Annotated in this window: 18 protein-coding genes; 13 read left to right on the top strand and 5 right to left on the bottom strand. The window is 42.7% G+C overall.

Features of this window, described 5'->3' with window-relative positions; translation table 11 throughout:
- Window positions 1-106 precede the first annotated feature (106 nt).
- From D0C36_RS07540 to D0C36_RS07495, 10 genes are all read left to right on the top strand, one after another.
- On the top strand, window positions 107-1408 hold the full coding sequence (locus tag D0C36_RS07540) for an MBOAT family O-acyltransferase (RefSeq protein WP_233524442.1): 1302 nt from the start codon (window positions 107-109) through the stop codon (window positions 1406-1408).
- 3 nt (window positions 1409-1411) lie between these two features.
- Window positions 1412-2332: a hypothetical protein gene (locus tag D0C36_RS07535; protein ID WP_117390934.1), complete on the top strand. Its 921-nt coding sequence runs from the start codon at window positions 1412-1414 to the stop codon at window positions 2330-2332.
- A gap of 30 nt (window positions 2333-2362) precedes the next feature.
- Window positions 2363-3487 (top strand): glycosyltransferase, encoded by a 1125-nt coding sequence (locus tag D0C36_RS07530; protein WP_117390933.1) that lies wholly within the window; start codon window positions 2363-2365, stop codon window positions 3485-3487.
- Window positions 3480-4388, top strand: coding sequence for an NAD-dependent epimerase/dehydratase family protein (locus D0C36_RS07525; protein ID WP_117390932.1), 909 nt, complete (start codon window positions 3480-3482; stop codon window positions 4386-4388). Before D0C36_RS07530 ends, D0C36_RS07525 begins: the two co-directional genes overlap by 8 nt.
- Window positions 4385-5347 (top strand): MraY family glycosyltransferase, encoded by a 963-nt coding sequence (locus D0C36_RS07520; protein ID WP_233524440.1) that lies wholly within the window; start codon window positions 4385-4387, stop codon window positions 5345-5347. Before D0C36_RS07525 ends, D0C36_RS07520 begins: the two co-directional genes overlap by 4 nt.
- Before the next feature lie 209 nt (window positions 5348-5556).
- Window positions 5557-7503: a polysaccharide biosynthesis protein gene (locus D0C36_RS07515; RefSeq protein ID WP_117390931.1), complete on the top strand. Its 1947-nt coding sequence runs from the start codon at window positions 5557-5559 to the stop codon at window positions 7501-7503.
- 72 nt (window positions 7504-7575) lie between these two features.
- Window positions 7576-8538, top strand: a complete 963-nt coding sequence (locus tag D0C36_RS07510; protein WP_233524439.1) for a KpsF/GutQ family sugar-phosphate isomerase — start codon at window positions 7576-7578, stop codon at window positions 8536-8538.
- A gap of 2 nt (window positions 8539-8540) precedes the next feature.
- The gene (kdsB, locus tag D0C36_RS07505) at window positions 8541-9281 is read left to right on the top strand and encodes a 3-deoxy-manno-octulosonate cytidylyltransferase (RefSeq protein ID WP_117390929.1); all 741 of its coding nucleotides are present in this window, start codon (window positions 8541-8543) and stop codon (window positions 9279-9281) included.
- A complete protein-coding gene (gene kdsA, locus D0C36_RS07500) occupies window positions 9268-10047 on the top strand; it encodes a 3-deoxy-8-phosphooctulonate synthase (protein ID WP_117390928.1) in 780 nt (259 codons plus the stop codon). Before kdsB ends, kdsA begins: the two co-directional genes overlap by 14 nt.
- Before the next feature lie 36 nt (window positions 10048-10083).
- A complete protein-coding gene (locus tag D0C36_RS07495; RefSeq protein WP_233524436.1) occupies window positions 10084-10401 on the top strand; it encodes a DUF6122 family protein in 318 nt (105 codons plus the stop codon).
- On the opposite strand, the gene D0C36_RS07490 is transcribed toward D0C36_RS07495, so the two are convergent.
- A complete protein-coding gene (locus D0C36_RS07490; protein ID WP_394339838.1) occupies window positions 10398-10940 on the bottom strand; it encodes a nucleoside deaminase in 543 nt (180 codons plus the stop codon). The genes D0C36_RS07495 and D0C36_RS07490 overlap by 4 nt on opposite strands.
- Before the next feature lie 34 nt (window positions 10941-10974).
- On the bottom strand, window positions 10975-11580 hold the full coding sequence (locus D0C36_RS07485; protein ID WP_117390926.1) for an OmpH family outer membrane protein: 606 nt from the start codon (window positions 11578-11580) through the stop codon (window positions 10975-10977).
- Window positions 11581-11752: 172 nt separating this feature from the next.
- On the opposite strand from D0C36_RS07485, the gene gyrB reads away from it, so the two are divergent.
- From gyrB to D0C36_RS07470, 3 genes are all read left to right on the top strand, one after another.
- Window positions 11753-13711, top strand: coding sequence for a DNA topoisomerase (ATP-hydrolyzing) subunit B (gyrB, locus tag D0C36_RS07480; protein WP_117390925.1), 1959 nt, complete (start codon window positions 11753-11755; stop codon window positions 13709-13711).
- A gap of 241 nt (window positions 13712-13952) precedes the next feature.
- Window positions 13953-14291 carry a PadR family transcriptional regulator gene (locus D0C36_RS07475; protein WP_117390924.1) on the top strand — a complete coding sequence of 113 codons (339 nt, stop codon included), beginning with the start codon at window positions 13953-13955 and terminating at the stop codon, window positions 14289-14291.
- Window positions 14288-14956: a hypothetical protein gene (locus D0C36_RS07470; RefSeq protein WP_117390923.1), complete on the top strand. Its 669-nt coding sequence runs from the start codon at window positions 14288-14290 to the stop codon at window positions 14954-14956. Before D0C36_RS07475 ends, D0C36_RS07470 begins: the two co-directional genes overlap by 4 nt.
- Window positions 14957-14958: 2 nt before the next feature.
- On the opposite strand, the gene D0C36_RS07465 is transcribed toward D0C36_RS07470, so the two are convergent.
- The 3 genes from D0C36_RS07465 to D0C36_RS07455 form a co-directional block, all read right to left on the bottom strand.
- Window positions 14959-15384 (bottom strand): retropepsin-like aspartic protease, encoded by a 426-nt coding sequence (locus tag D0C36_RS07465; protein WP_117390922.1) that lies wholly within the window; start codon window positions 15382-15384, stop codon window positions 14959-14961.
- A 134-nt stretch (window positions 15385-15518) separates the two neighbouring features.
- Window positions 15519-17780, bottom strand: a complete 2262-nt coding sequence (gene tamL, locus D0C36_RS07460; RefSeq protein ID WP_117390921.1) for a translocation and assembly module lipoprotein TamL — start codon at window positions 17778-17780, stop codon at window positions 15519-15521.
- Window positions 17777-22897 (bottom strand): translocation/assembly module TamB domain-containing protein, encoded by a 5121-nt coding sequence (locus D0C36_RS07455; protein ID WP_117390920.1) that lies wholly within the window; start codon window positions 22895-22897, stop codon window positions 17777-17779. Before D0C36_RS07455 ends, tamL begins: the two co-directional genes overlap by 4 nt.
- Window positions 22898-23149 lie beyond the last annotated feature (252 nt).

Here is a 23149-nt window from a genome sequence, read left to right as displayed (position 1 = left end):
CTCGTTACATTTTGTTGCATTCTTTATAATAGTTTGCAGCATATATTTTTCTATTGGCCATAAGTACCGTTGGCTGCTGCTTTTGCTAAGCAGCTGCTATTTTTACATGGTTTTTTTGCCAATATACATCCTCATTTTAGGGTTTACCATAGTAATTGACTATTACGCGGGGATACTGATAGAAAAGAATACGGGTAGAAAGAGGAAACTCTACCTGATAATGAGTTTAGTTGCCAACATAGGTATCCTTGCGGTTTTTAAATATTATAATTTCTTAAATGATAACCTGTCGGTACTGTTAAACAGTATTGGTTACAATAATCATATACCTAACCTATCCATATTATTGCCGGTAGGTTTGTCGTTCCACACGTTTCAGGCAATGAGTTACACTATAGAGGTATACCGCGGAAACCAAAAGGCCGAAAGCAATTTTGGGATCTATGCTCTGTATGTAATGTTTTTCCCGCAGTTAGTTGCCGGGCCTATAGAGCGCCCGCAAAACGTGATACATCAGTTTTACGAGAAACACAATTTTGAGATCAACCGTATTGTTGAAGGCTTAAAGATGGTTTTGGTTGGTTTTATAAAAAAGCTGGTTGTGGCCGATAGATTGGCCATTTACGTAAACGCAGTTTATGATAACCCGGATAAACATAGTGCTGTATCTATCGCTGTAGCTACCATGATGTTTGCATTCCAGATCTATTGTGATTTCTCGGCCTATTCAGAGATCGCTATCGGTACGGCTAAAGTTTTAGGCTTTGATCTGATGACCAACTTCAGGAGGCCATATTTTGCAAAAAATATACAAGATTTTTGGGGCCGTTGGCATATTTCGCTTTCAACCTGGTTTAGAGATTATTTATACATACCATTAGGCGGTAGCCGCGTAGCTGTACCAAGGTGGTGTTTCAATGTATTTGTGGTTTTTATGGTGAGCGGCTTGTGGCACGGCGCCAGCTGGACATTTATAATATGGGGAGCATTACATGGCTTTTACTCCATATTCGGTATCATTTTTAAGAAATTAAAGTTTGATGTGTTTCTACGAAAAACGCTTGTTACCAGGGTGCTGTCTAACCTTTTTATATTCGGTATAGTATGTTTTGCCTGGATCTTCTTTAGGGCAAGGAACGTTCATGACGCGCTTTTGATATGCAAAAGTTTACTCACTGTAAAAGGCGGAGGCTTGTTCCTGGGTGTGCCTGCAAGCTTTTTCTACAGCATTATGGCCATTTTGGGCTTGCTATTGTATGAGTACATCCTTGAGTATCATCCAAACAAATTTAAAGTGTTTAATAACAAGAATGTGGTAATTAGGTATGCAGGTTATTCGCTATCGATCATCATTATCATACTATTTGGTGTATTTAACGGAGGCCAGTTTATCTATTTTCAGTTTTAAAAAATGAAAAGTCAACTTTACACATTCATAAAGAAATTTGTACTTCTGTTACTTGTAATATTTGTTTTAGACTATGTTTTTGGTACCCTTATAGAGAAAGCCTTTTATAAAGAAAAGCAGGGCGATAGTTCTACAACAACTTATGCATTAACCAAAGCTAATGAGGATCTTCTTATTTTTGGTACATCCAGGGCATCACACCATTATATCCCATCGTTAATAGCCGATAGTCTCCATATATCTGCCTATAACCTTGGGCGCGACGGTATAAAATTCGATTATAATTATGCCCTTATAACATCGGTGTTAAAAAGATACAACCCCAAGTACATTATTTTGGATATCAACCAAAACGATTTTACTTATGATACGTTGGGTACCCAGAAAGATATTTTTACCAGTATGTTTTTACCTTATGTAAGGCGCGATAGTTATATTAAAGACCTTATTTACCAGGTTAATCCGCGTGAGGTTTATAAGGCAGAAATTAGCAAGTTGTATGCTTTCAACTCATTACCGGGGTCAATTTTGCAACACGCACTTGGCGTTGGTCAAAAAAACAATCACGGTTACGAGGCCCTGTTTTCTACTAAACTTACACCGGCCGATAAGTCAATTGTTTTTAATAACAGTAATTACAAAGAGGATACTACGCTCACGAGGAAATTTGATGAGATGATAGCGACCATAGAACAAAGGAAGATCAAACTGTTAGTTGTGGTATCGCCAACATTAAACAAATTTAAAAACACCCCGCTGCCTACTGTGAACAAAACGCTGAGTAAATATGGCCTTAAAACGGTTGATTTTAGTGATGCGTTTGCATCTGCCGATAACAGTAAACTTTTTCATGACCGCACACACATGAATAATGATGGCAGCACGCTTTATACGCAATTGATTATTAAAGACCTTAAGAAATAACATTATATAATTAGTGTACCAATATAAAGTATGGTTAAAAAAGTTGGCTTAATAGCGCATTACGGGGAAGATTATATTAGCTATAGGATAAACTTTCTTAACTACCTTAAAAGCTTAGGCGTTGAAGAGTGCTTTGGTATTGTGCCAAAAGATAAGCACGCAGAAGAAGTTTTAAAAACCCCTTATCCCGTATTTTTTTACGAGTACAGCAGATCATGGAAATTTGTTGCCGATATTTTTAGAACATACAAGCGGTTTAAAAATATTATATCAACAGAGAAACCCGATCTGGTTTTTACCTATAAATTCTTCCCTAATTTGTTAGGTGTTTATGTGGCAAAAAAGCTGAAGGTAAAAACGGTTGTTGCAACTGTTGCGGGCCTTGGTTTTTTAGATAAACAAAACTCATCTTTTCTTATTAATAAGATTTTTAAGGCGTACTTATCTATTTTAAAACGGGCCGATTTTATTGTTGTACAAAACAGCGATGACCTGGTTTTACTGCAACAATTTATAAACCCAGATAAAGTTATCCTTACCAATGGGAGCGGGGTTAATAAAGATAAGTTTATACAATTAGAAACGCCAGACAGGAGCAAATGGAACCTGAGTACGGGTAAGAAATATTTTTTGTTTTGCAGCCGTATTGTAAAAGAGAAAGGTATACTGGAATTAATTGATGCCTTTAAAAACATAGAGAACAAGCATCCCGAAGCTGTATTGCTTATTGCGGGTTGGTTTGATAGCAAGGGGATTGAAGAGGAGGTTAACGCAAGAATAAAAAACTCTCCATCTATACAGTACATAGGTTATCAAAAAAACGTAAAAGAAATAGTGCAATTATCAGATTGTGTGGTATTACCAAGTTATTACCCTGAAGGGGTGCCGCGCTCTTTAACAGAGTCATTAGCTTTATCAAAGCCAATTATCACAACAGACCATAAAGGCTGTAAAGAAACCTGTATAGATACGGTTAATGGTTATTTGGTTAAACCCGGTAGCGTTACCGATCTGCAGCAAAAGTTAGAGTTGTTTTTATCTCTTTCTGATGAGCAGGTAAAAAATATGCAGCAAAACAGTTTAAACTTATTTAATGATAAGTTTGAACAGGGCCGGGTATTTAAAACCATAGCAGATAGAATTTTATATGCCTGATTTATTATATACAGGAGCTTCCGGCTTTCTGGCAAGCAATACCATCCCAACTTTAAAGCAATTAGGGTATAACGTAATTACCCTGGGCACAGGTAACGAAACATACCAATACGATATAGCCCGCCAGGTACCGGTATTTAACGAGCAGTATGACATCGTTTTTCATGCTGCCGGCAAAGCGCACTCTGAACCAAAAACTGAAGCCGAAAAGCAACTGTTTTATGATGTGAATTTTAAGGGTACTGTTAATGTTTGTAAAGGGCTTGAAAATTCTGGAGCCTTACCAAAGCAATTTGTATTTATAAGCACGGTTGCCGTTTATGGCCTTGATAGTGGCGAATTGGTTACCGAAGAGCATGCTTTAAACGGTGATACGCCTTACGCCAAATCAAAAATAATGGCCGAAGAATGGTTAGCCGAATGGGCCGGTCGTAATAACGTAACGCTGACTATACTGAGGCTTCCGTTGGTAGCAGGTGCGAACCCTCCGGGCAATCTTGGCGCCATGATCAATGGCATACGGAGTGGTAAATACTTAAGTATAGGCAAAGCCACCGCAAGCAAAAGCATTATTTGGGCCGAAGATATTGCTACCATATTGCCCCGTTTAGCACCGGTGGGCGGTATTTATAATATCACCGACGGTTTGCATCCTACGTTTTCGCAACTGGAAACCGTTATCTCAGGACAATTAAAAAAGAAAACCCCTTTAAGCTTACCAATGGGTATGGCAAAAATTTTAGGATGGGTTGGAGACATCATGGGAAGTAAATTCCCGGTTAACAGCAGTAAGCTGAAAAAAATAACATCAACATTAACATTTGACGATAAAAAGCTGCATGCCGCTATAGAATGGGCGCCATCCTCTGTGGTTAAAAAGCTAAGCCAAATACCGCTATGATATTATATCCTGTTTTACTTATTGTGTTTTTCGGCTTAATGCTGGTCTACTTTCGCATAGCCGACCGGTACAATATTATTGATAAACCCAACGAGCGTAGCTCACATACCGAAGTTACCATCAGGGGTGGTGGTGTTATATTTCCTATTTCTTGCTTGCTTGCAGCGTGTTTTTACCCGCAATATCTACTGCCTGCAATTGGCGCAGTAGCTATCGGAACTATCAGTTTTATAGACGACAGGATAACGCTATCATCAAAAATACGCCTGGTTGTGCATTTTTTTTCGGTAACACTCATGTTTATAGCGCTCAATGCGTTTGCCTTGCCTTTGCCCTGGGTAGTAACCCTGTACATTTTTGCCATTGGTGTTATAAACGTTTACAACTTTATGGATGGCATTAATGGTATTACCGGCGCATATACATTGGTTGTGCTGGCAGGCCTTCAGTACGTTAATTTATACGTTGTAAGTTTTGTAGAACCAGATCTGATCTGGTTCCCAATGCTGGCAAGTGTGGCGTTCCTGTATTTTAATTTCCGAAAAAAGGCCAAATGCTTTGCCGGCGATGTTGGTAGTATTACCATAGCGTTCTGGATAGTATTTTTATTAGCCCGGCTAATTATCAAAACGCAGGATCTTACTTATATTTTATTTCTCGCCGTATATGGTATTGATTCTGTATTAACTATAATTCACAGGCTTATTTTAAAGCAAAATATATTTAAGGCGCACAGGCTGCACTTTTATCAGTTGCTTGCAAATGAGCGCCGCATACCTCATCTTATGGTTTCAAGCCTGTATGCCATTGTTCAGATAGCTATAATTGCCTTTGTTATTACCTGTGATCAATTATCCCCTGCAGGTAAATTTGCGGTGGTTTTATTGCCTTTGGTAATTCTTTACATCGTTATAAAATCTCGCCTGATGCTGGCTGTTAAAAAGGTTCAGTCCGTATAAACTTATTGTAAAAAAATATTTAATTTTTTTTAGCAACAAATAACAAGTACCGCTGTTTGTTGGATGGATTGTGCCTGTAGTTTGGCATAGTTCACAGATTATTTTTGAATGTTTTCCATTTACTAAATTATTGTTAAATAACCCAATAATTAGTTTATTATTTTAAATTTTATTAATTTTGAATCTGCCCCCATCTAATAAATGTACCTATGAAAAAATACTTACTTTTTAATAAGGTAATTCCAAGGTGGATAATAATGTTATTAGACTTTGTTATCGTAGCATGGTCTTTTGCCTCATCTTATCTAATTGTAAACCGCTTCGAGTTTACTAATATATTAAGGGGATATTTCTTTATTTATACGGCTATTTACTCAACCGTTGCTGTGTTGGTAATGTATGCAATGCGCATACATACCGGTCTTATAAGATATTCAAACACCAGAGATGTATTAAGGATCTTCGCTTCTGTTTTTGTGAGTAGCGTAGTTTATCTTTTTATAATCACTTTATGGGTTAAACCATATTTTCAAATCAACTCTTCTACTATAGACCTGGTATTGCTTGTTAATTTCTCGGTATCAAGCACATTGCTTATTTTATTAAGAAGCGCGGTAAAAAGTGCATTTAATTATTTGAGCAACTATTCTGCAGGTAGTAAATCTGTAGTATTGATATATGGTTCTGATACCAGCGCAGTATTGGTGAAACAAGCATTAGAAGCAAGTGCCACTAACTTTGTGGTTGCCGGCTTTGTTGATAACGATCCTAACAAGATTAACAAAGAGATACAATCTGTAAAGGTTTACGATATAAGCAAGCTTTCTAAATTAAAAGAGAAGCGTTCTGTTGAGAAGATGATCATCATGAACCATCATCTTGATGAGCAGGAAAAGAAAACCGCGTTAGAGAATTGCCTTGCCTTAGGTATACAAGTACTTACGGTACCCCCATCAGACCAATGGATATATGGTAAGCTAAACCTGCAACAAATTAAGGATCTTAAAATCGAGGATTTATTGCAGCGTAAAACTATCCAGATAGATACTACACGTATATCAGAAGATCTGCAGGGTAAACGCGTATTGGTTACAGGCGCAGCGGGTTCAATTGGTTCAGAGATCGTTCAGCAGGTATTGCAATACGCGCCGACAATGGTTATCCTTTGCGATCAGGCCGAATCGCCTTTGCACGAGATCCGTTTAGAGATCGAAGAGAAGTTTCCGCATATCCCGGTAGTTATTTTTATTGGTGATATCCGTAATTATTACCGCATGCACAAATTGTTTGCTGATCATAAACCAGAGGTAGTTTACCATGCAGCAGCATACAAACACGTACCTATGATGGAAGAGAACCCATCTGAGGCTATCCGTGCTAATGTGTTAGGAACCAAAAATATCGCCGATCTTTCCCTGGCTTTCCACGTCAACAAGTTTGTAATGGTATCAACCGATAAAGCGGTTAACCCTACAAACATTATGGGCGCCAGCAAGCGTATTGCCGAGATCTATATCCAATCGCTTAAAGATAGCGCTGCAAATAAAGGTACATGCTTTATTACAACACGTTTTGGTAACGTGCTGGGTTCAAACGGTTCGGTTATTCCGCGTTTCCGTTCGCAGATCCAAAAAGGTGGGCCAATTACCGTTACTCACCCTGAGATAACCCGCTACTTCATGACCATACCTGAGGCGGTGCACCTGGTGCTTGAGGCGGGTACTATGGGTACCGGTGGTGAGATATTTATATTTGATATGGGCGAACCGGTTAAGATAGTTGACCTTGCGCTTAAAATGATAAAACTTGCCGGCTTACAGCCTGATAGGGATATAAAGATAGTTTACTCGGGCCTACGCCCAGGTGAAAAGCTTTATGAAGAGTTGCTAAACAGCGGCGAAAATACCATGCCTACTCACCACGAGAAGATCAAAATATCTCGCGTTATCTCTTACCCGCAAAAGCAAGTTGCTGATGATATCAACGAATTGATATTGCTGAATAAGCAAGGCGACGAGATGGCTACTGTGAGTAAGATGAAAGATATCGTTCCCGAATTTTTGAGCAAGAACTCTAAGTTTGAGCATCTGGATAACAACAGAAGCATCCGCGTTAATGGTACCGACGCCGCTAAAATGACGGTTGTTTTAGACTGACCTGCGCTACAATTTTCAAACAGCTCCGGGCGTGCCTCCCGGCATATCTGATTTTTATTAAGTATTATTGCAATGCGAAATAAAGTCGGTACGGTACACATGAAAAGCATCGCCCAAAAGGTATTCGATATTGAAATAGCATCTCTAAATGAGGTAGCTTCGAAGCTGGATAATTCGTTTGAAGAAGCTGTTAATGCTATCCTAAAAGCCGAAGGTAAACTCATCGTTTGCGGTATGGGTAAATCAGGGCATGTAGGCCGTAAGATATCGGCCACCTTTACCAGTACTGGTACCCCAAGTTTCTTTCTACACCCTGCTGAGGCTTTCCATGGCGATTTGGGGATGATAAGCGAAAAAGATATTGTATTGTTGATATCATACTCCGGCGAAACAGAGGAGATACTTAAAATAGTCCCGTACCTGCAGTATAATAAAAACATTTTCATAGCTATAACAGGTAACCCCGATTCAACACTGGCCAGGCATACGCATTATCACTTAAACGTGAAGGTGTCGCAAGAGGCTTGTCCGCTGGAATTGGCGCCAACATCATCAACTACGGCCACCCTGGTAATGGGTGATGCATTGGCCATAGCTTTAATGACCGCCCGTGATTTTACACCTGCAGATTTTGCGCGTTTCCATCCGGGAGGTAGTCTTGGCCGTAAATTGTTGGTGAAAGTGAAAGACCTGATGCGCACCGAAAACCTGCCGTTTATTAGTGCCGATGCCTCGTTCACGCAACTGGTTATCAAAATGTCTGAAGGCAAACTGGGTATGGTGATCATCGGCCATAAGGGCGATGTTAAAGGCGTTATAACCGACGGCGATCTTAGGCGCGGACTGGTGAAGTACGAAGATATTCACCACATGCCGATAACCGATTTTATGAACGCCAACCCCATTTTTGTAAATGAAGACGAGATGGTGTTTGATGCAGAAGAGCTGATGTTGGAGCGTAAGATAACTACTTTGCTGATAAAGAACTCTGCAGATGCTGTAACCGGTGTTTACCAGATATTTAACCAGGTGTAAGCATGAAAACCATCATCGTTATACCGGCCCGCCTGCAATCCACAAGACTGCCACGCAAGGTTTTGCTTGATCTGGGTGGCAAACCCGTTATACAACGCGTTTACGAGGCTTGTGCGAAGGCAACACTTCACCATGAGATATGGATAGCTGCAGACAGCCCTGAAGTGATGGGCGTTTGCAAAACGTTTACTGATCATGTGCTGATGACCAGCCCCGATCACCCAAGCGGCACCGACCGGATTGCCGAGGTAATAAACAACGTTGAATGTGACCTGGTGATAAATGTACAGGGCGATGAACCTTTCTTTGATGCCGGTATTATCGATAGGCTGATAACTGCCATGCAGCAAAGCGAAGCCGCAATGGCCAGCGTTTGCGCCCCGGTTAAGGATATTGATGAACTGAACAACCCCAACCTGGTTAAAGTGATAACAGACGTTAATGGGTACGCCATTTATTTCTCACGTTTCGCTATTCCATTTTCGAGAGATAAGCAGGTAGATGATGTGAGCGTTTATAAAAAGCACATGGGCATTTATGCTTACCGTAGTGCTTTTTTAAGAGAGTTTATAACCATGCCGGTATCGTTCCTTGAAAACTCCGAAAAACTGGAGCAACTGAGGGCAATTGAGAATGGCTACAAAATAAAAATGATTGAAGTAAAAAGTATTGAGAAAGGGATAGATACCCCCGAAGACTTGGAGCTTGCACGCAAAAAAATAGAAAAAAATGGCACTTTATAATGATATAACCTCGAAACCGTTTTTTATAGTTGGCCCATGTGTAATGGAGAATCAGGATCTGCTGTACACCGTTGCCGAGAAGGTGGCAGAAATTGGTAGCAAGTATCCTGTTACCGTGGTATTCAAATCATCATTTGATAAAGCAAACCGCACCAGTATTCACAGCTATCGTGGTCCCGGTTTAACCAAAGGCATGGAGATGCTGAATAATGTAAAAGAGAAATTCAACCTGCCGGTAACTACCGATATTCACGAACCGTTCCAGGCTGCAGCGTGTGCCGAGGTGGTTGATATTTTGCAAATCCCGGCTTTCCTTTGCCGCCAGACTGATCTGCTGGTTGCTGCTGCAGAAACTGGTAAGATAGTAAACATCAAGAAAGCACAATTCTTATCGGGCCAGGATATGTTTTACCCGGCACAAAAAGTAAAAGAAGCCGGTAACCATCAGGTGATATTAACTGAGCGTGGTAACTCTTTTGGTTATAACAACCTTGCTGTAGATTTTAGGAATATTGCGGATATGGCCGAGTTTGGTTACCCCGTTTGTATGGATTGTACGCACTCGGTGCAACGCCCCGGTGGTGCAGGCGGCAAAACCGGCGGCGACCGTAAATTTGTGCCATCAATGGCGCGTGCTGCTAAGGCGTTTGGTGCAAGCGGTTATTTCATCGAAACACACCCCGATCCTGATCACGCCCTGAGCGACGGCCCGAATATGCTTTATCTGAGCGATCTGGAAGAGTTAATAAAATCATTGATTGCCTAATTGCCATCAATGGGCAACCACGAATTTTTAAGTATAATGCAGACTGTAGTTCACTACAGTCTGCACTTTTTAGCGCCGGGTTTACTGGCGTTTATATTTTTCAGGAAGGAGTGGAAAAAGGCATGGCTTATCATGATTGCCACCATGCTGGTTGATGCCGACCATCTGCTGGCCAACCCCATCTTTGACCCAAACAGGTGCAGCATTGGCTATCACCCGCTGCATTCGTATTACGCCATAGGCCTGTACTTTATCCTGTTATTCTTTCCGCGTACGCGTATCATTGCCACAGGGCTGCTCTTCCACATGCTAACCGATTGGCAAGATTGCCAGTGGCTGCACCTGCTACACTAATAGTCTGTTTTGTTGGTGGTTTCGCGCCATTGGTCAAAAACCTGTAGTGCTTCGCCGCGCATCATTTGTTCAAATGGTAGTTTGCGGTTAGCCATAGGCAACTCCAGTTCATCGTAAATAAAGTGGTCGTCAAAGCCTATATCGGCAGCATCTTTTTTGGTGTTGGCGTAATACACTTTGTTGATGCGCGCCCAATAGATAGCACCAAGGCACATGGGGCAGGGTTCGCAGCTGGTGTATATTACACAACCATCAAGGTTAAACGTGCCCAGTTCCTGACAGGCTAAGCGGATGGCAGCAACCTCGGCGTGGGCGGTTGGGTCATTGGTGGGTACCACGCGGTTTGCACTGCGGGCAACTACCTCGCCATCTTTTACCACTACAGCACCAAAGGGGCCACCCTGGGCATTCTCTACGTTGTATCGCGATAGCTCAATAGCCATCTGCATAAATTTTTTATGATCCTGTTCCATATTCTTCTCCATTAAAAAACCCCAACCAATGGCCGGGGTTTTAAATATTATTTCTTTAATCTGCACATCTGCGTATCCGCAAATTTGCACATCTAAAAAATTATTTTTTGTCTTTAGTGTAAGCGTCATTAAGGCCTTTTACTACATCTACAGTAACATCAAGACTTGGGTCGCCGTACATAACGGTTGGGTCACCTTTTTTGTAGGTCAATACCAGTTTATAACCATGCTCTTTAGCATAGTTTTTAACAAAGTCACTAAGCTTTTCATAAAGCTTGGTTTGCTCGTTCATTTGATCGTTTTGTACAGCTGCGCCTGCATTTTGCTGGTATTGCTGAAACTCCTGGCCTTTACGTTGTAAACGCTGCTCAGTAGCCTGGCGTTGATCTGCACTCATAGTGGCAGCATTTTTTTGATACTCAGCAATTTCGCGTTGGATAGCTTGCTGGCGGGAACCTACATCGTTTTGAGCATTTTTAGCTTTAGCCTCTAACCTTTTATCCATGTCTTTGATATAGTTGTATTGAGATACAACTGAATCCTGGTTAAAGAAAACGATCTCCGGTTTGCCGGCTGCAGTTGAAGCAGCAGGAGTTGATGAAGCAGCTGCTTTATCAGCTGGTTTATTTTGGTTGCAGGCAACAACGCTTGCTGCGATGCCTAACGCTAATACTGATCTTGTGATTACAGAAGCCGTAAATTTCATTGTATTTTTTCTAAAAATTTTGACAAATATAATTTTTTAACTCAAGTTTCCTATTCATTAATTACATGTTTATGACCATTCTTAGTTATCAACAATCGTATTATTCTTGCACAAAACTGAACTAAATGCGGGTATAAAATCGTATTTTTGAAGGTTACTGTTTAAGAAAAATATGAGCGAAGAAAATCAGGATAAATCCAATTATTCGGCGGATAACATACAGGTTTTAGAAGGTTTAGAGGCGGTTCGTAAACGCCCTTCCATGTACATCGGTGATACAGGCGTAAAAGGCCTTCACCACCTGGTTTACGAGGTTGTTGATAACTCGATAGATGAGGCTTTGGCCGGCTATTGTGATACCATCAACGTTACCATCCACAAAGGTAATTCAATTACAGTTAAAGATAACGGTCGTGGTATCCCAACGGGTATCAACACAAAAGAGCAAAAATCGGCGCTCGAAATTGTAATGACCGTACTGCATGCCGGCGGTAAATTTGATAAAGACACTTACAAAGTATCGGGCGGTTTGCACGGTGTGGGTATCAGTTGTGTTAACGCACTATCAACCCATGTTGCTACTGTGGTACACCGCGAGGGAAAGATATTTACCCAGGAGTACGAGCGCGGCAAGCCAATGTTTGATGTTAAGGTTATCGGCGAATCTGATATTACCGGTACTATCCAAACATTCCAACCCGATCCGGAGATATTCACTACAACTCTTGAATACCGTTTTGAGACACTTGCTACCCGCTTACGCGAGCTGGCATTCCTTAACAAAGGTATCAGGTTAACCCTTACCGACGAGCGCCAGACCAACGATGACGGCAGCTTTGTATTTGAAGAGTATTTTTCAGAAGGTGGCTTAAAAGAGTTTGTTAAATATTTAGATGGTACCCGCGTACCAATCATCCCGGAGCCAATTTATGTTGAGGGTATTAAACAAGGCGTACCGGTTGAGCTGGCACTGCAATACAATGATACCTACTCAGAGAACGTACACTCTTACGTAAATAACATTAACACTATCGAGGGCGGTACACACGTGGCCGGCTTTAGGATGGGCTTAACCCGTACGTTAAAGGCTTATGCCGATAAAGAGGGTTTGTTAAAGAACGTTAAGGTTGACGTTACCGGTGATGACTTCCGCGAAGGCTTAACTGCCGTTATTTCGGTTAAAGTTGCCGAGCCTCAGTTTGAAGGCCAAACCAAAACCAAACTGGGTAACAGCGAGGTGAGTGGTGCGGTTAACGTTGCCGTGGGCGAGATATTGGGTAACTACCTTGAGGAAAACCCTAAAGAAGCGCGTATGATAGTACAGAAGGTTATCCTTGCTGCTACTGCACGTGCTGCGGCGCGTAAAGCCCGTGAAATGGTACAGCGTAAGAGCGTAATGAGCGGCTCGGGCTTGCCTGGTAAACTGGCCGATTGTGCTAACAGCGACCCAACCCTTTGCGAGATCTATCTGGTTGAGGGTGACTCGGCGGGTGGTACCGCCAAGCAAGGCCGCGACCGCGAGTTCCAGGCGATTTTGCCGTTGCGTGGTAAGATCCTTAACGTGGAGAAAGCCATGGAGCACAAGATCTACGAGAACGAGGAGATCAAGAACATGTTTACCGGTTTAGGGGTAAGCATAGGTACACCAGAGGATGCAAAAGCATTAAACATCACCAAGCTTCGTTACCACAAAATTGTGATCATGACGGATGCCGACGTCGACGGTTCGCACATTACCACACTGATCCTAACCTTCTTCTTCCGTTACATGAAGGAGTTGATAGAATATGGATATGTTTACGTAGCATCGCCACCACTTTACCTGGTTAAGAAAGGTAAAGAGCAGGAATATTGCTGGAACGATGAGCAGCGCGACATTGCTATACAGCGTTTAAAAGGTGCCGGTAAAGAAGATAGCGTACACGTACAGCGTTACAAAGGTTTGGGTGAGATGAATGCAGAGCAGCTTTGGGAAACTACCATGAACCCTGCTAACCGTACGCTTAAACAAGTAAGCATCGAGAACGCTGCAGAGTGTGACCACACCTTCTCAATGCTGATGGGTGATGAAGTTGCGCCGCGCCGCGAGTTTATTGAAAAGAACGCGCGTTACGCACGTATTGATACCTAAGAGAATTTAAGAGTTATCTTATAAACAACAAAGGGCGCCCATTTTAGGCGCCCTTTGTTTTGAAAGCACATTAGCAAGTTAGGATCTTTAGTATCGTTCGCAGCTTTGCGGGGTAATTGGCTAATATTACCCTTCAGGTGCTTTAAAAGCCGTTTTTATATAAATGCAGCGGGGTGATAAAATGTTTTAAAAAAATAATACCTAATTTATTTAGGTATATAATTTATTTATATATTTGAGTATGGGTATGAACTCAATGCTTAAAGGTAGCCTGCAAACTATCATTCTCAATTTACTGGAAAACAATAGCCAGATGTATGGCTATGAAATAACGCAGAAAGTGAAAGAACTATCTGACGGTGAAGTGCTGCTAACTGAAGGAGCGCTTTACCCCGCGCTACACAAGCTGGAAGCTGATGGTTTCCTGGAGACGTTTACCCAGGTGGTTGATAATCGTGTGCGCAAATACTACCGCCTCACCAGCGAAGGTGGGGAAGAAGTACGTAACAAGCTTAAGGAGACCGAAGCATTCATCAACCAGCTACAAGTTTTACTGAACCTTAAACCTGCAAGCAAATGAAACCAACACCGCAACAAACAGCAGAACTGACTAATTATCTGAAGAAAGAACTGAAATTTAGGGAGAGCTTTGAGGAGATCTACGATCATATCCTATCGGCATTGGAGCATAAGGCTGATGATGCAAATTTTCAGGATACGGTGAACGCTATCATCAAAGAAGATTTTGGCGGGCATAACAGGTTACCCGAAATAGAGAAACGCATAGCTACTTCTATTGCTGATGATTGCCGAAGAAAGTTTCGCGGGTTTTTTGTCGACCAGCTAAAAGCGCCTTCTATATTTTATTATTTGCCAATTGGAGCGGCATTATACTTTATTTTAGATGCCTTGCAACTGGCACCAAAAGCCGTGCAGGTAGTTTTTGTGCTCATTATGTTTTGCCCTTCTTTTTTGGCATTGTTCAGATATTTTAAAGGCGGCTATGCGTTTGAAGACAGATCAGCCTCGGCACGCGATAAAGTTTTTGGGTTTACTACATGGTTGCCGCTGTGGTTAACAGGCGGGCTGATTTTGTGGATGCCAAAGCTGGATGTTTATTTTATTGCCCATGCCATTTGGGGAAGCGGCAGTTATGTTTTACCGGCTATACTGCTTACCCTGGCCATGATGTATAACGTTGCCGTTTACAAACTCTACAGCGATGAGTTTAAGTTTGCGAAATAAACTTATTTAAGCGTCAGCCTTTTCTTGCCGAAATCGATAATGCCTTTATATTTCATCAGTACATCACTGCCTATAACACCCAGTACTTCGGGATGGCCCATCTGCTCGTAAGCGTAGTTAATGGTGGAGAGGTCAAGTACGGCAACCTCTATCTCGGGCACTATAAATTCTCCTATTCCCAGGTTTTCAATCACAGCTGTTGCAGATTCCATTGAGGTGGTACCCAAGCCGGTTGACAATCGCTCGCTGGCGATAATGGCAGCTTCTGCATTGGCTTTTATCAGCAACTCACGATCAAAGGCTGTGCGTGATGCGCCGGTATCCAGCACTGCTTTGTATGGCTGGCCAAATACGATGATGTCCAATACAGGGTGAAAACCATCGCCATGAAGATCGATGATGGTAAGCGGGATCGTTACTTTAGTCATTGGGTCATTAAGCTTCGCAGGCATTGAGTCATTAAACTTGGCGAAGGCAATTATATAATAAAAAGCGCCAATTCAAGTGGATATTTTGAATTGGCACTTTTATTCAGTTATTCAATAAATCGATAATTCAGCAATTAGAACGGATAACCGATAGCAATATTCAGTATGGCATTTTTAAAGCTTGGGCTGATAGACCTTGAACCGCCATTTACCGGTGTATAAGGGCGCATCAGCGGGAAGCCCAAATCGGTGCGTAGTACCAGTATGGTGGCGTCAAACCTTAACCCGAAACCGGCATCCACAGCCATCTGGCTCAAAAAGTTTGGCCCGAATGTGCCGCCTGCCTGGTGCGGTTTGGCATTCCAGATGTTACCGGCATCAGCAAACAAAGCTCCGTAAACTATACTGAAGAGCTTTTGCCTCAACTCCACGTTAGCCTCTAATTTTATATCACCCGATTGATCGGCAATAAAGGTGTTTCCCTGCGGATTTGGGTCAACTGTACCAGGTCCAATAGTCCTTGGCCTGAACCCCCTTAAGCTGTTTGGCCCGCCGATGAAAAATTGTTGGTTATATGGTAATATAGTAGAGTTACCATAAGGCATACCTGCGCCTGCAATTATGCGTGTAGCCAGCTTGGTACTTGAGCTTATTTTATGGAAGAAACGGAACTCCGTCTCAGCTTTAATATATTGGTTGAAGGTGGTACCGAACAATTTTTTGTCTTTACCAGCCAAGGTATCAGCGCCTGTTATCAGGCCGTATAAATTATTTGATAAGCTCAGTTTTCCGCGGAAATAAATACTGTTGGTGCGGTAATCTTCAGTAGTATTGTCATAAGTGTAAGCATAGCTTGGGCCTAAGGTAAACTGAGGGTCGATAACGTGCTTAAGCGCAGGGTTATTGTTTTTAGGGTTGTTGATGCTATCGCGGTACAAGCTGTCAACATTCCTTGGTTTAACAAAAGTGGCCTCGATGATATTTAATTCATGCATCCTGTGTTCATCAGTTTTAAACTGGTAGCCGAATGAACCGGTGAACGAGTTAAGCGAGTATAATTTTTGCCTTACTACCGATGAATAACCTAATTGCAAAACCGTACGCGGTATGTAGGCATTTGATGATGATACACGCCATGGGGTTATCAAACGTGGCCATGATAAACTGGTTTGAATACCATACTGGTAAACATTATAACCACTGTTTTGCCCGCCAACCTGCACATCGGTACTTCCAAAGAGAGTAACGGTCAACAATTCCCCGCCCTTAAAAGCGTTGCGGTTTTTCCAGCTCAGGTTTATCTGCGAACCGGTGTAGTTAGCCGATGTAGTACGGCCTAATAATTCCAGCTGTAACGATTTCTTTTTGTAAGGCGTTAAGAAGTAGTAAACATCCAGTTTTGGCGAATCGGGGGTTACATCTTCAAACCTGTTTTTTACATAGCGGTAGGGGCCAAGGTTAATAAACCTGTTCAGCGAATTGTTATGCGTGGTGCGGCTGTATACATCATTAGGATGCAGCAACACCGTATTGGCAAACAGGTATGGCCTTGCCGTATTGCGAGGGTCAACAATGTTGTACCAACGGTAAGGCTTTGCCTGGTCTAACTTTAATGAGGTATCGCGCAGCGAGTAATTTGGATACACGTAGATATTACGGACGGTGTAGATCTCGCGTGCCTGTTCAGGTGTTTCCGGTTTAATACGTACTATCATATCTACCTGGTGGTTGCCCACGGTACTATCAACCTTTACCAACAATTGCTCTGGTGCAAAATAGAAGAACCCCTCTTCCTTTAAACGGGTATCAATACGGATCCGCTCATTTTTTATAACGTCCAGGTTGTACTTATCGCCCTTTTTTAACAATGTTTGTTTCATCGTGCCTTTGATGGCCGTATCCAGATTATTATCTGTAGCGTTGGGGAAAGTAAGGTTACGTATAGTATATGAAGGCCCCGGCGAAGCAGTGAATAGCGCTTTGGCCGTTTTCTCTTTACCAATGGTATCGCCCTTTACCGTAGCCTGAAAATAGCTGATGTTTTGCAGGCGGTTTTGCATAATATCACTGTTTTTTTGCAGATCAACCTGGCTGGCCAGCACAGGAGGTTCTCCGTACTTGCTCAGGAATTTATTGATGAAACCTTTGCGGCTTTTGGTTTTATAATATAACCACAACTTAATACGCATACCCAGTAAAGATGAGTTTGGTTTTGGCCTGATGTAAGTTTTTAGCTCATCTTCTAAAGCCTTTGCATCTTTTTTGGGGATACTTTTATCATCAACTTTTACATCGCCACCCGTGTAAAGCTTTTGGCCCGGCGGTAGGTATTTGGTAGTGCTGCAGGCAGTAAAAAAAACGGCCAGAAACAAGAAATATATTATACGTTTGATCATAGTGTTGTGGTCTGGGTTTTCTCTCTCTGCTCTTTATCCTTCTGTTGTTGTTGTTTTTCTTTCTCGTCTCTTTCCTTCTGCTCTTGCTTATAGCGGCGCTGTTGTTCGCGCTCTTCGGCGGTACGCTTTCTGCCAAATATCTCGCGGAAGCGGTTATAATCTACCGTTAAGGCAAAGCCGAGGCCCGTTTCAATGATCTGGCCCTGTATCACAACAAACTCATCCTTACGGTATGCACGCAGGCTGTAACGGCCATCCTTACTCAATTTGTAGTTAACCGAAACGTTGCCTGCAATGTTTGAGGTTTTTTGCCCTGCTTGCGCACCTTCAAGGTTAAAGTTGTTGCCCACGCTCACCGTCAACCTATCGTTAAGGAAACGTTTGGATAGCCCGATGTTCAGATCCGTTCGGTTAGTTGCCGTACCGGACGAATAATCTTCGCCCGAGGTTACACCAAAGTTAAGGTCTACACCGGTTATCAGGTCGCCGGCAAGGTTGTTCAGCTGGTCGGTAAGCAAACCACTCACACTGCTGCGGATAGCGCCTTCAACACCCGCGCTGCCGCCCTGGCTTTGTAGTGGGTTATCGCCAATAAAGTGGCCCAGTATCAGTACACCTAACACTTGTTTGTTCAACTCGTTAGGATCTGAGCGAACCTGCGCTAAGCGGGTATTGACTGTATTGGTTACCTCGCTTGATACATTCAGATTACTATCTGGTAAATTAATATCAAAGCTTATCTGCGGCTTCATCAGCTCGTTCCTTAAATTAAGGTCTACGTTAAATGGCAGCTTTTGCTTGTATTGGGTTGAGTTTTGATCCGAAAGCTGTTGAGATACGAGGTCTATAGGCGGAACGTTAGCCACATAAATAGCCGTAAGGTCAATATTAGCGCTGGTAGGGTCGCCCGTCCAGGTGATGGTGCTGCCTCGTTTAAAGTTAAACTTGCGGTTTACGGTAGCGTACGATAGGTTGTATGAGCCCTCGTTAACCGTATAAGTACCGGTTAAGCTGGTTTTACCACTTGGATCGATACCGCCGCTCAGATGTGCTTCGCCTTTAATGTGAACCACATCACCGTTACGCTCATCAATTACTATATTAAAGTTTGCATTCTTGTCTATGTTCACTGTAGCATTTACATCCATGCCGGTAACCTCAGATTTTTTCAACGAATCCAATTGGCGGGCTATTAGTATCGAATCGGTGTTTTTGGCATCAGCATCGTAAAATTCTACTACGCCTTTCCGGTCTTCAACACCAGGGTCAGTAGTAGGCAGTACAATGGAAAGGTCGGTTTTCTCATTAACGGTCAATGTTGCATCAACAACCGGTTTGGCCATATCGCCGCGGATCTTGATATCGCTATCCAGGAACAACTTGCCGTAGAATAGCTTATTGTCTTCCTTGGTAGAGTTGATTACACGGAAGTTATCCGTGCGGATATTCATACCAAACTTAAAGTCGGTGTAGGTTTTGGTATAGATAGCCCCCGAGATAACAGCTTTATTATTGGTAGAATCAACCAGGGTAAAATCATTAAAGCGGATCCCCTCATCATTAAATGTAATGCTCTCCTTAGGCATAGTGAAGTAGGAGTTAAGCATAGATACGTTGAAGGCCACCTTATTGAAGTTGATATCGCCCCGCACTGCCGGCGCTGTAGTTGTCCCCGTTATTTTTAGCGCACCGGTAATATTACCGCTGGAGTTACGAATAGAGCCGAAGCTGAAGCCCTGTATGCTCTTCATGCTCAGGTTCACGATGTTCAGGTTAAGGTCAAACCTGCTCGATGGTTCGGTATAGTACATACCCGTCAGGTCAACCTGGTTACCCTTACCCGTAATGCTTACGTTTGCCGCAAAGGCATTGGCGGTTTTATTATCAACTTTTAGCGCAATATTACCAACGGTATCTCCTTTGAAGTTAAAATCACTGATATTAATGGCCGACTCGAACGTTGGCGATTTCTGGAAGTTGCTCACTACCGCATTGCCGTTGATGGTACCGCCGATAAGTAACGAATCCTGCTTGGCCATTTTGGTTAGCGTCTCGATATGGAAGTTGCGGAAATCAACCGTGATAGGCGAGTTCATACCACCCGAGCTATTGGCGCTCAGTACCTGGTTATTATTGGTGATAGCAAAGTTGCGGGCCAGTATCCCTTTGTTACCAAATTGCAGGGCGTTATCTGCGCTTACTGCCCATGGAGTATAGTCAAGCAACAAACCATCGCGCACAAAGCTAAACTGATACTCGTTTGGCATGGCGCTAAACTCACCGGCTACCCGGTAACGCTCTTTTTTGTCTTTATCGCGTACCTGCAGGTTAATGCCCAGTTTGTTGTTTTGTGCTGCACCGGTAATGCTGGTGTATAATAAGTCTAATGATGAACCGACTTTTACTTCGTCAACCGTTAAGCCATAGTTAAGGGCATTGTTTCCGGTATTCACATCCAGCTTTAAATTGTTCACGGTATTGGTGCCGTAAATAACGGTAGGGGCCGAACCTTTTACAATTAACTCGCCCGTGGTGCTGTTGAAGCTACCGTTAAATAAAACCGGATCGAGCTGTTTAAGATCTGGTACAAATTTTTGAACCAAGGGTGTTTTTACAAAGCGCGCATCAAAAGTGAATTGCTGCGGTGTGTATTTAACCTTAGGGCCGGCTTTTGCGCCGCTGGCCAGGTTCATGTCGTAATACTTATTGATCACATCTTGCAGGGCCGGCGCAATTTGGGTGAGCTTATACTTACCGTTCATGTGGGCATACAGCATGGGCGTTTTAAGGTGCAGGGTGCTGCTATCGGCACTGGCGGTTGATATCAGACTGATGGTATCCAGTGCTATACGCTCGCCTTTATTTACTACCAAAAGGTCAGTAGCCAGTATGTTGGCGTTCAGGTAATCGGGGTCGGCAGTTGGTACATCAGCTACTACTTTACCGTGGAAACGCATAGGGTCTTTAACAAAATTCAGTTTTTGCAGATCAATGCTGTCCACATCCAGGGTTGCATTTACCGACGGATATTTCTTGTTCATGTTAGCCTTTGCATCAAGCGTAAAGTTGATGTTGGGGTCGCGCATGGTGGCTTTGGCAGTGTAGGCACCGTTGCGGGCAGTACCATTCATTACTAAATTACGGTAGGTGTAGCCTTTTACATTGGCGTTTACCACATCTCCTTTAAATTTAAGGCTCGCTGTTTTAGGATCTAAGCCCGCTCCGCTGATGCTGGCACGCATGGTAACGTAACCCACCATTTGGGGCTGTTTGGTTAGCGCACCCACGTTAAGGTTGTTGGCTTTCACATCGGCCGAGTAAGTTTCACTGCCTTTGCGTGCACCACTCTTCATTTGGGCGGTAAGATCAACCGCGCCATAACTGCTGCGCAGCGCCATCTTGGTGTTAAAGGTTTTCATGGTCCCTTTGAAAGTTCCTTTAAGGCTCATGTTCTCGGGGATGCTTACGTTTGGCGGGATGGTGCCTTTGGGGGCTAATCGCGCTATATCAGCACGTGTGGTGCGGAAGTCGGCTATGTTGAGGTCAAAGTAGGCTTTGTTTACATCAGGCAAACCGCGCATGCTGGCCGATGCCTTTACATAAGTAGTACCAAATCCGCTGATCTCGATATTCGGGATACGCAGGTTATTCACCGTGCCATTAACACGGCCGTTTATTTTGATAGTAGAGTTTGGCGATGATTTAAATGGCTCCATCGATGCCATGGTTGGCATCAATAGCAATACATCGCGCAAGCCTAATTTGCTGCCATCTAAATTGGCGTTGATGCTCAGTTTACCAATATCTTTTGTTAACGATTCGATAGACGGATAACCCACCTGCAGATCTTTCTGAATAACCGAACGCGGTGTTTCAACCAGCAGGTCTTTCAGATATGCATTCTTAGGCCCGTAGAAGAACGAGGTATGGAACTTATTTAAAGCCAGCCCACTCTTATCAGTAAATGTAAATGAGTTTACGCGGCCAGATATGCTATCAGGCGTGTAAACCAGTTTCTCTACGTCCGCGTTAAGGTTTTTGATGCCCATGTGGCCAAAGTCCAGTCCGCGTGGCAGGGCTTTCTGCGCATCGTTATCAAACTTGATGTTGTTATTGCTGAGGACTATCTTATCAAGCGAAGCTGTCCAACCTTTGGCTTGAGTGCGAGATGCGAGAGTATCAATCTTTTTAACCGTTTTATCAACCGCTTTAGCTACCGTTTTGGGTTTTTCTAACAAAAGGCCAGCGTTGGTACCATCAAGGGTGATTGATTTGATGCGAACATTCTGGTTCTTCATGTCAATCTTATCCAGGCTCACCAGAAATTTGCCCAGGTCAACCTTGGCCTTCATCTCGGCGCTCTGGTAATCAACCTTCACTTTTTGGATGTCGATATCGCCAAGATTTAAGTCCATGTTTAATGGAGCAGTAGCGGTATCAACCGTGGCGGCCTCTTTTATAGATGAACCTGTTGGTGTTTGGATAATGCGTGCGTTTATCCCGCTCAGGTTTATCTTAGGGATAGTGAACTTCATCTTATCCAGATCAAACTCCTTAATGCGGGTATCAAAGTGGCCCAGCAGGAATTTGACATCGTTACCGGTGGTAACATCTTTATAGGATAGGTTAATTCTATCCAGGATGATCTTATCCAACGAGATCTTCATGGAAGAGGTGGTATCCGTAGGCTTTGGCTCCTTTTTGTTCTCGCTTACAAATGCCTTAATAATGTAGTCGAAATTGAAAGCGCTATCGGCACCACGACTAACCTTTGCGGTAATGCCCTGCAGGTTTATCTCGTTCACCTCAACCTGGCTTTTTAAAAGCTTCAGCATTGAAATGTCAACCTTCAATTTATCGCCGGCAATCAGGGTGTCTTTCTTTTGGTCTTCAAAGTAAACATCTTCTAAAACCAGCATTTTAGGCAGGCCAAGACTTATATGGCCTATCTCTACCTTAGTGCCAATTTTTTTCTCGAGGAAGGTAACGGCCTTGTCTTTGGCAAAATTTTGCACGGCAGGTACCTGTATAAGGATGACGATTAGCAGCACCAGGAGTATGACACTTGCTATTATCCAAAGTATAGTTTTGAGGGCTATGCGTCCAAATCGTTCCAAATTCGTAAAGGTTAGGGTAATAACTTGATGTTTTAACCAATTGGGGCTAATGCCCGCAGATGCCTGTTTAACATATACAAAAACTAATTGTTTTCTAATTAATACAAGTTTTGGAAGTTGATATTGATGAGGAGTTCTATAAATTTTGCGTCAATAATAGCCCCCTCTAAATCTCCCTCGAAAGAGGAGACTTTTATAACAAAATTCTTAAAGCCTGTCTTCCTCGGAGAGGGGTTGGGGAAAGGCTTCTCC

Origin of the sequence: Mucilaginibacter conchicola, assembly GCF_003432115.1 — a bacterium.
In the GTDB taxonomy this organism is placed as follows: Bacteria; Bacteroidota; Bacteroidia; order Sphingobacteriales; family Sphingobacteriaceae; genus Mucilaginibacter; species Mucilaginibacter conchicola.
The sequence above is the reverse complement of the archived record's forward strand: the minus strand, read 5'-3'. Positions and strand labels throughout refer to the sequence as shown.

Excerpts from the sequence above, each read along its gene's own strand:
- gyrB (WP_117390925.1), top strand. The coding sequence starts at position 11,753 with ATGAGCGAAGAAAATCAGGATAAATCCAATTATTCGGCGGATAACATA.
- kdsB (WP_117390929.1), top strand. The coding sequence starts at position 8,541 with ATGAAAACCATCATCGTTATACCGGCCCGCCTGCAATCCACAAGACTG.
- D0C36_RS07515 (WP_117390931.1), top strand. The coding sequence starts at position 5,557 with ATGAAAAAATACTTACTTTTTAATAAGGTAATTCCAAGGTGGATAATA.
- D0C36_RS07465 (WP_117390922.1), bottom strand. The coding sequence starts at position 15,384 with ATGACTAAAGTAACGATCCCGCTTACCATCATCGATCTTCATGGCGAT.
- D0C36_RS07535 (WP_117390934.1), top strand. The coding sequence starts at position 1,412 with ATGAAAAGTCAACTTTACACATTCATAAAGAAATTTGTACTTCTGTTA.
- D0C36_RS07520 (WP_233524440.1), top strand. The coding sequence starts at position 4,385 with ATGATATTATATCCTGTTTTACTTATTGTGTTTTTCGGCTTAATGCTG.
- D0C36_RS07540 (WP_233524442.1), top strand. The coding sequence starts at position 107 with ATGGTTTTTTTGCCAATATACATCCTCATTTTAGGGTTTACCATAGTA.
- kdsA (WP_117390928.1), top strand. The coding sequence starts at position 9,268 with ATGGCACTTTATAATGATATAACCTCGAAACCGTTTTTTATAGTTGGC.
- D0C36_RS07495 (WP_233524436.1), top strand. The coding sequence starts at position 10,084 with ATGCAGACTGTAGTTCACTACAGTCTGCACTTTTTAGCGCCGGGTTTA.
- tamL (WP_117390921.1), bottom strand. The coding sequence starts at position 17,780 with ATGATCAAACGTATAATATATTTCTTGTTTCTGGCCGTTTTTTTTACT.
- D0C36_RS07525 (WP_117390932.1), top strand. The coding sequence starts at position 3,480 with ATGCCTGATTTATTATATACAGGAGCTTCCGGCTTTCTGGCAAGCAAT.
- D0C36_RS07470 (WP_117390923.1), top strand. The coding sequence starts at position 14,288 with ATGAAACCAACACCGCAACAAACAGCAGAACTGACTAATTATCTGAAG.
- D0C36_RS07510 (WP_233524439.1), top strand. The coding sequence starts at position 7,576 with ATGCGAAATAAAGTCGGTACGGTACACATGAAAAGCATCGCCCAAAAG.
- D0C36_RS07530 (WP_117390933.1), top strand. The coding sequence starts at position 2,363 with ATGGTTAAAAAAGTTGGCTTAATAGCGCATTACGGGGAAGATTATATT.
- D0C36_RS07475 (WP_117390924.1), top strand. The coding sequence starts at position 13,953 with ATGGGTATGAACTCAATGCTTAAAGGTAGCCTGCAAACTATCATTCTC.
- D0C36_RS07485 (WP_117390926.1), bottom strand. The coding sequence starts at position 11,580 with ATGAAATTTACGGCTTCTGTAATCACAAGATCAGTATTAGCGTTAGGC.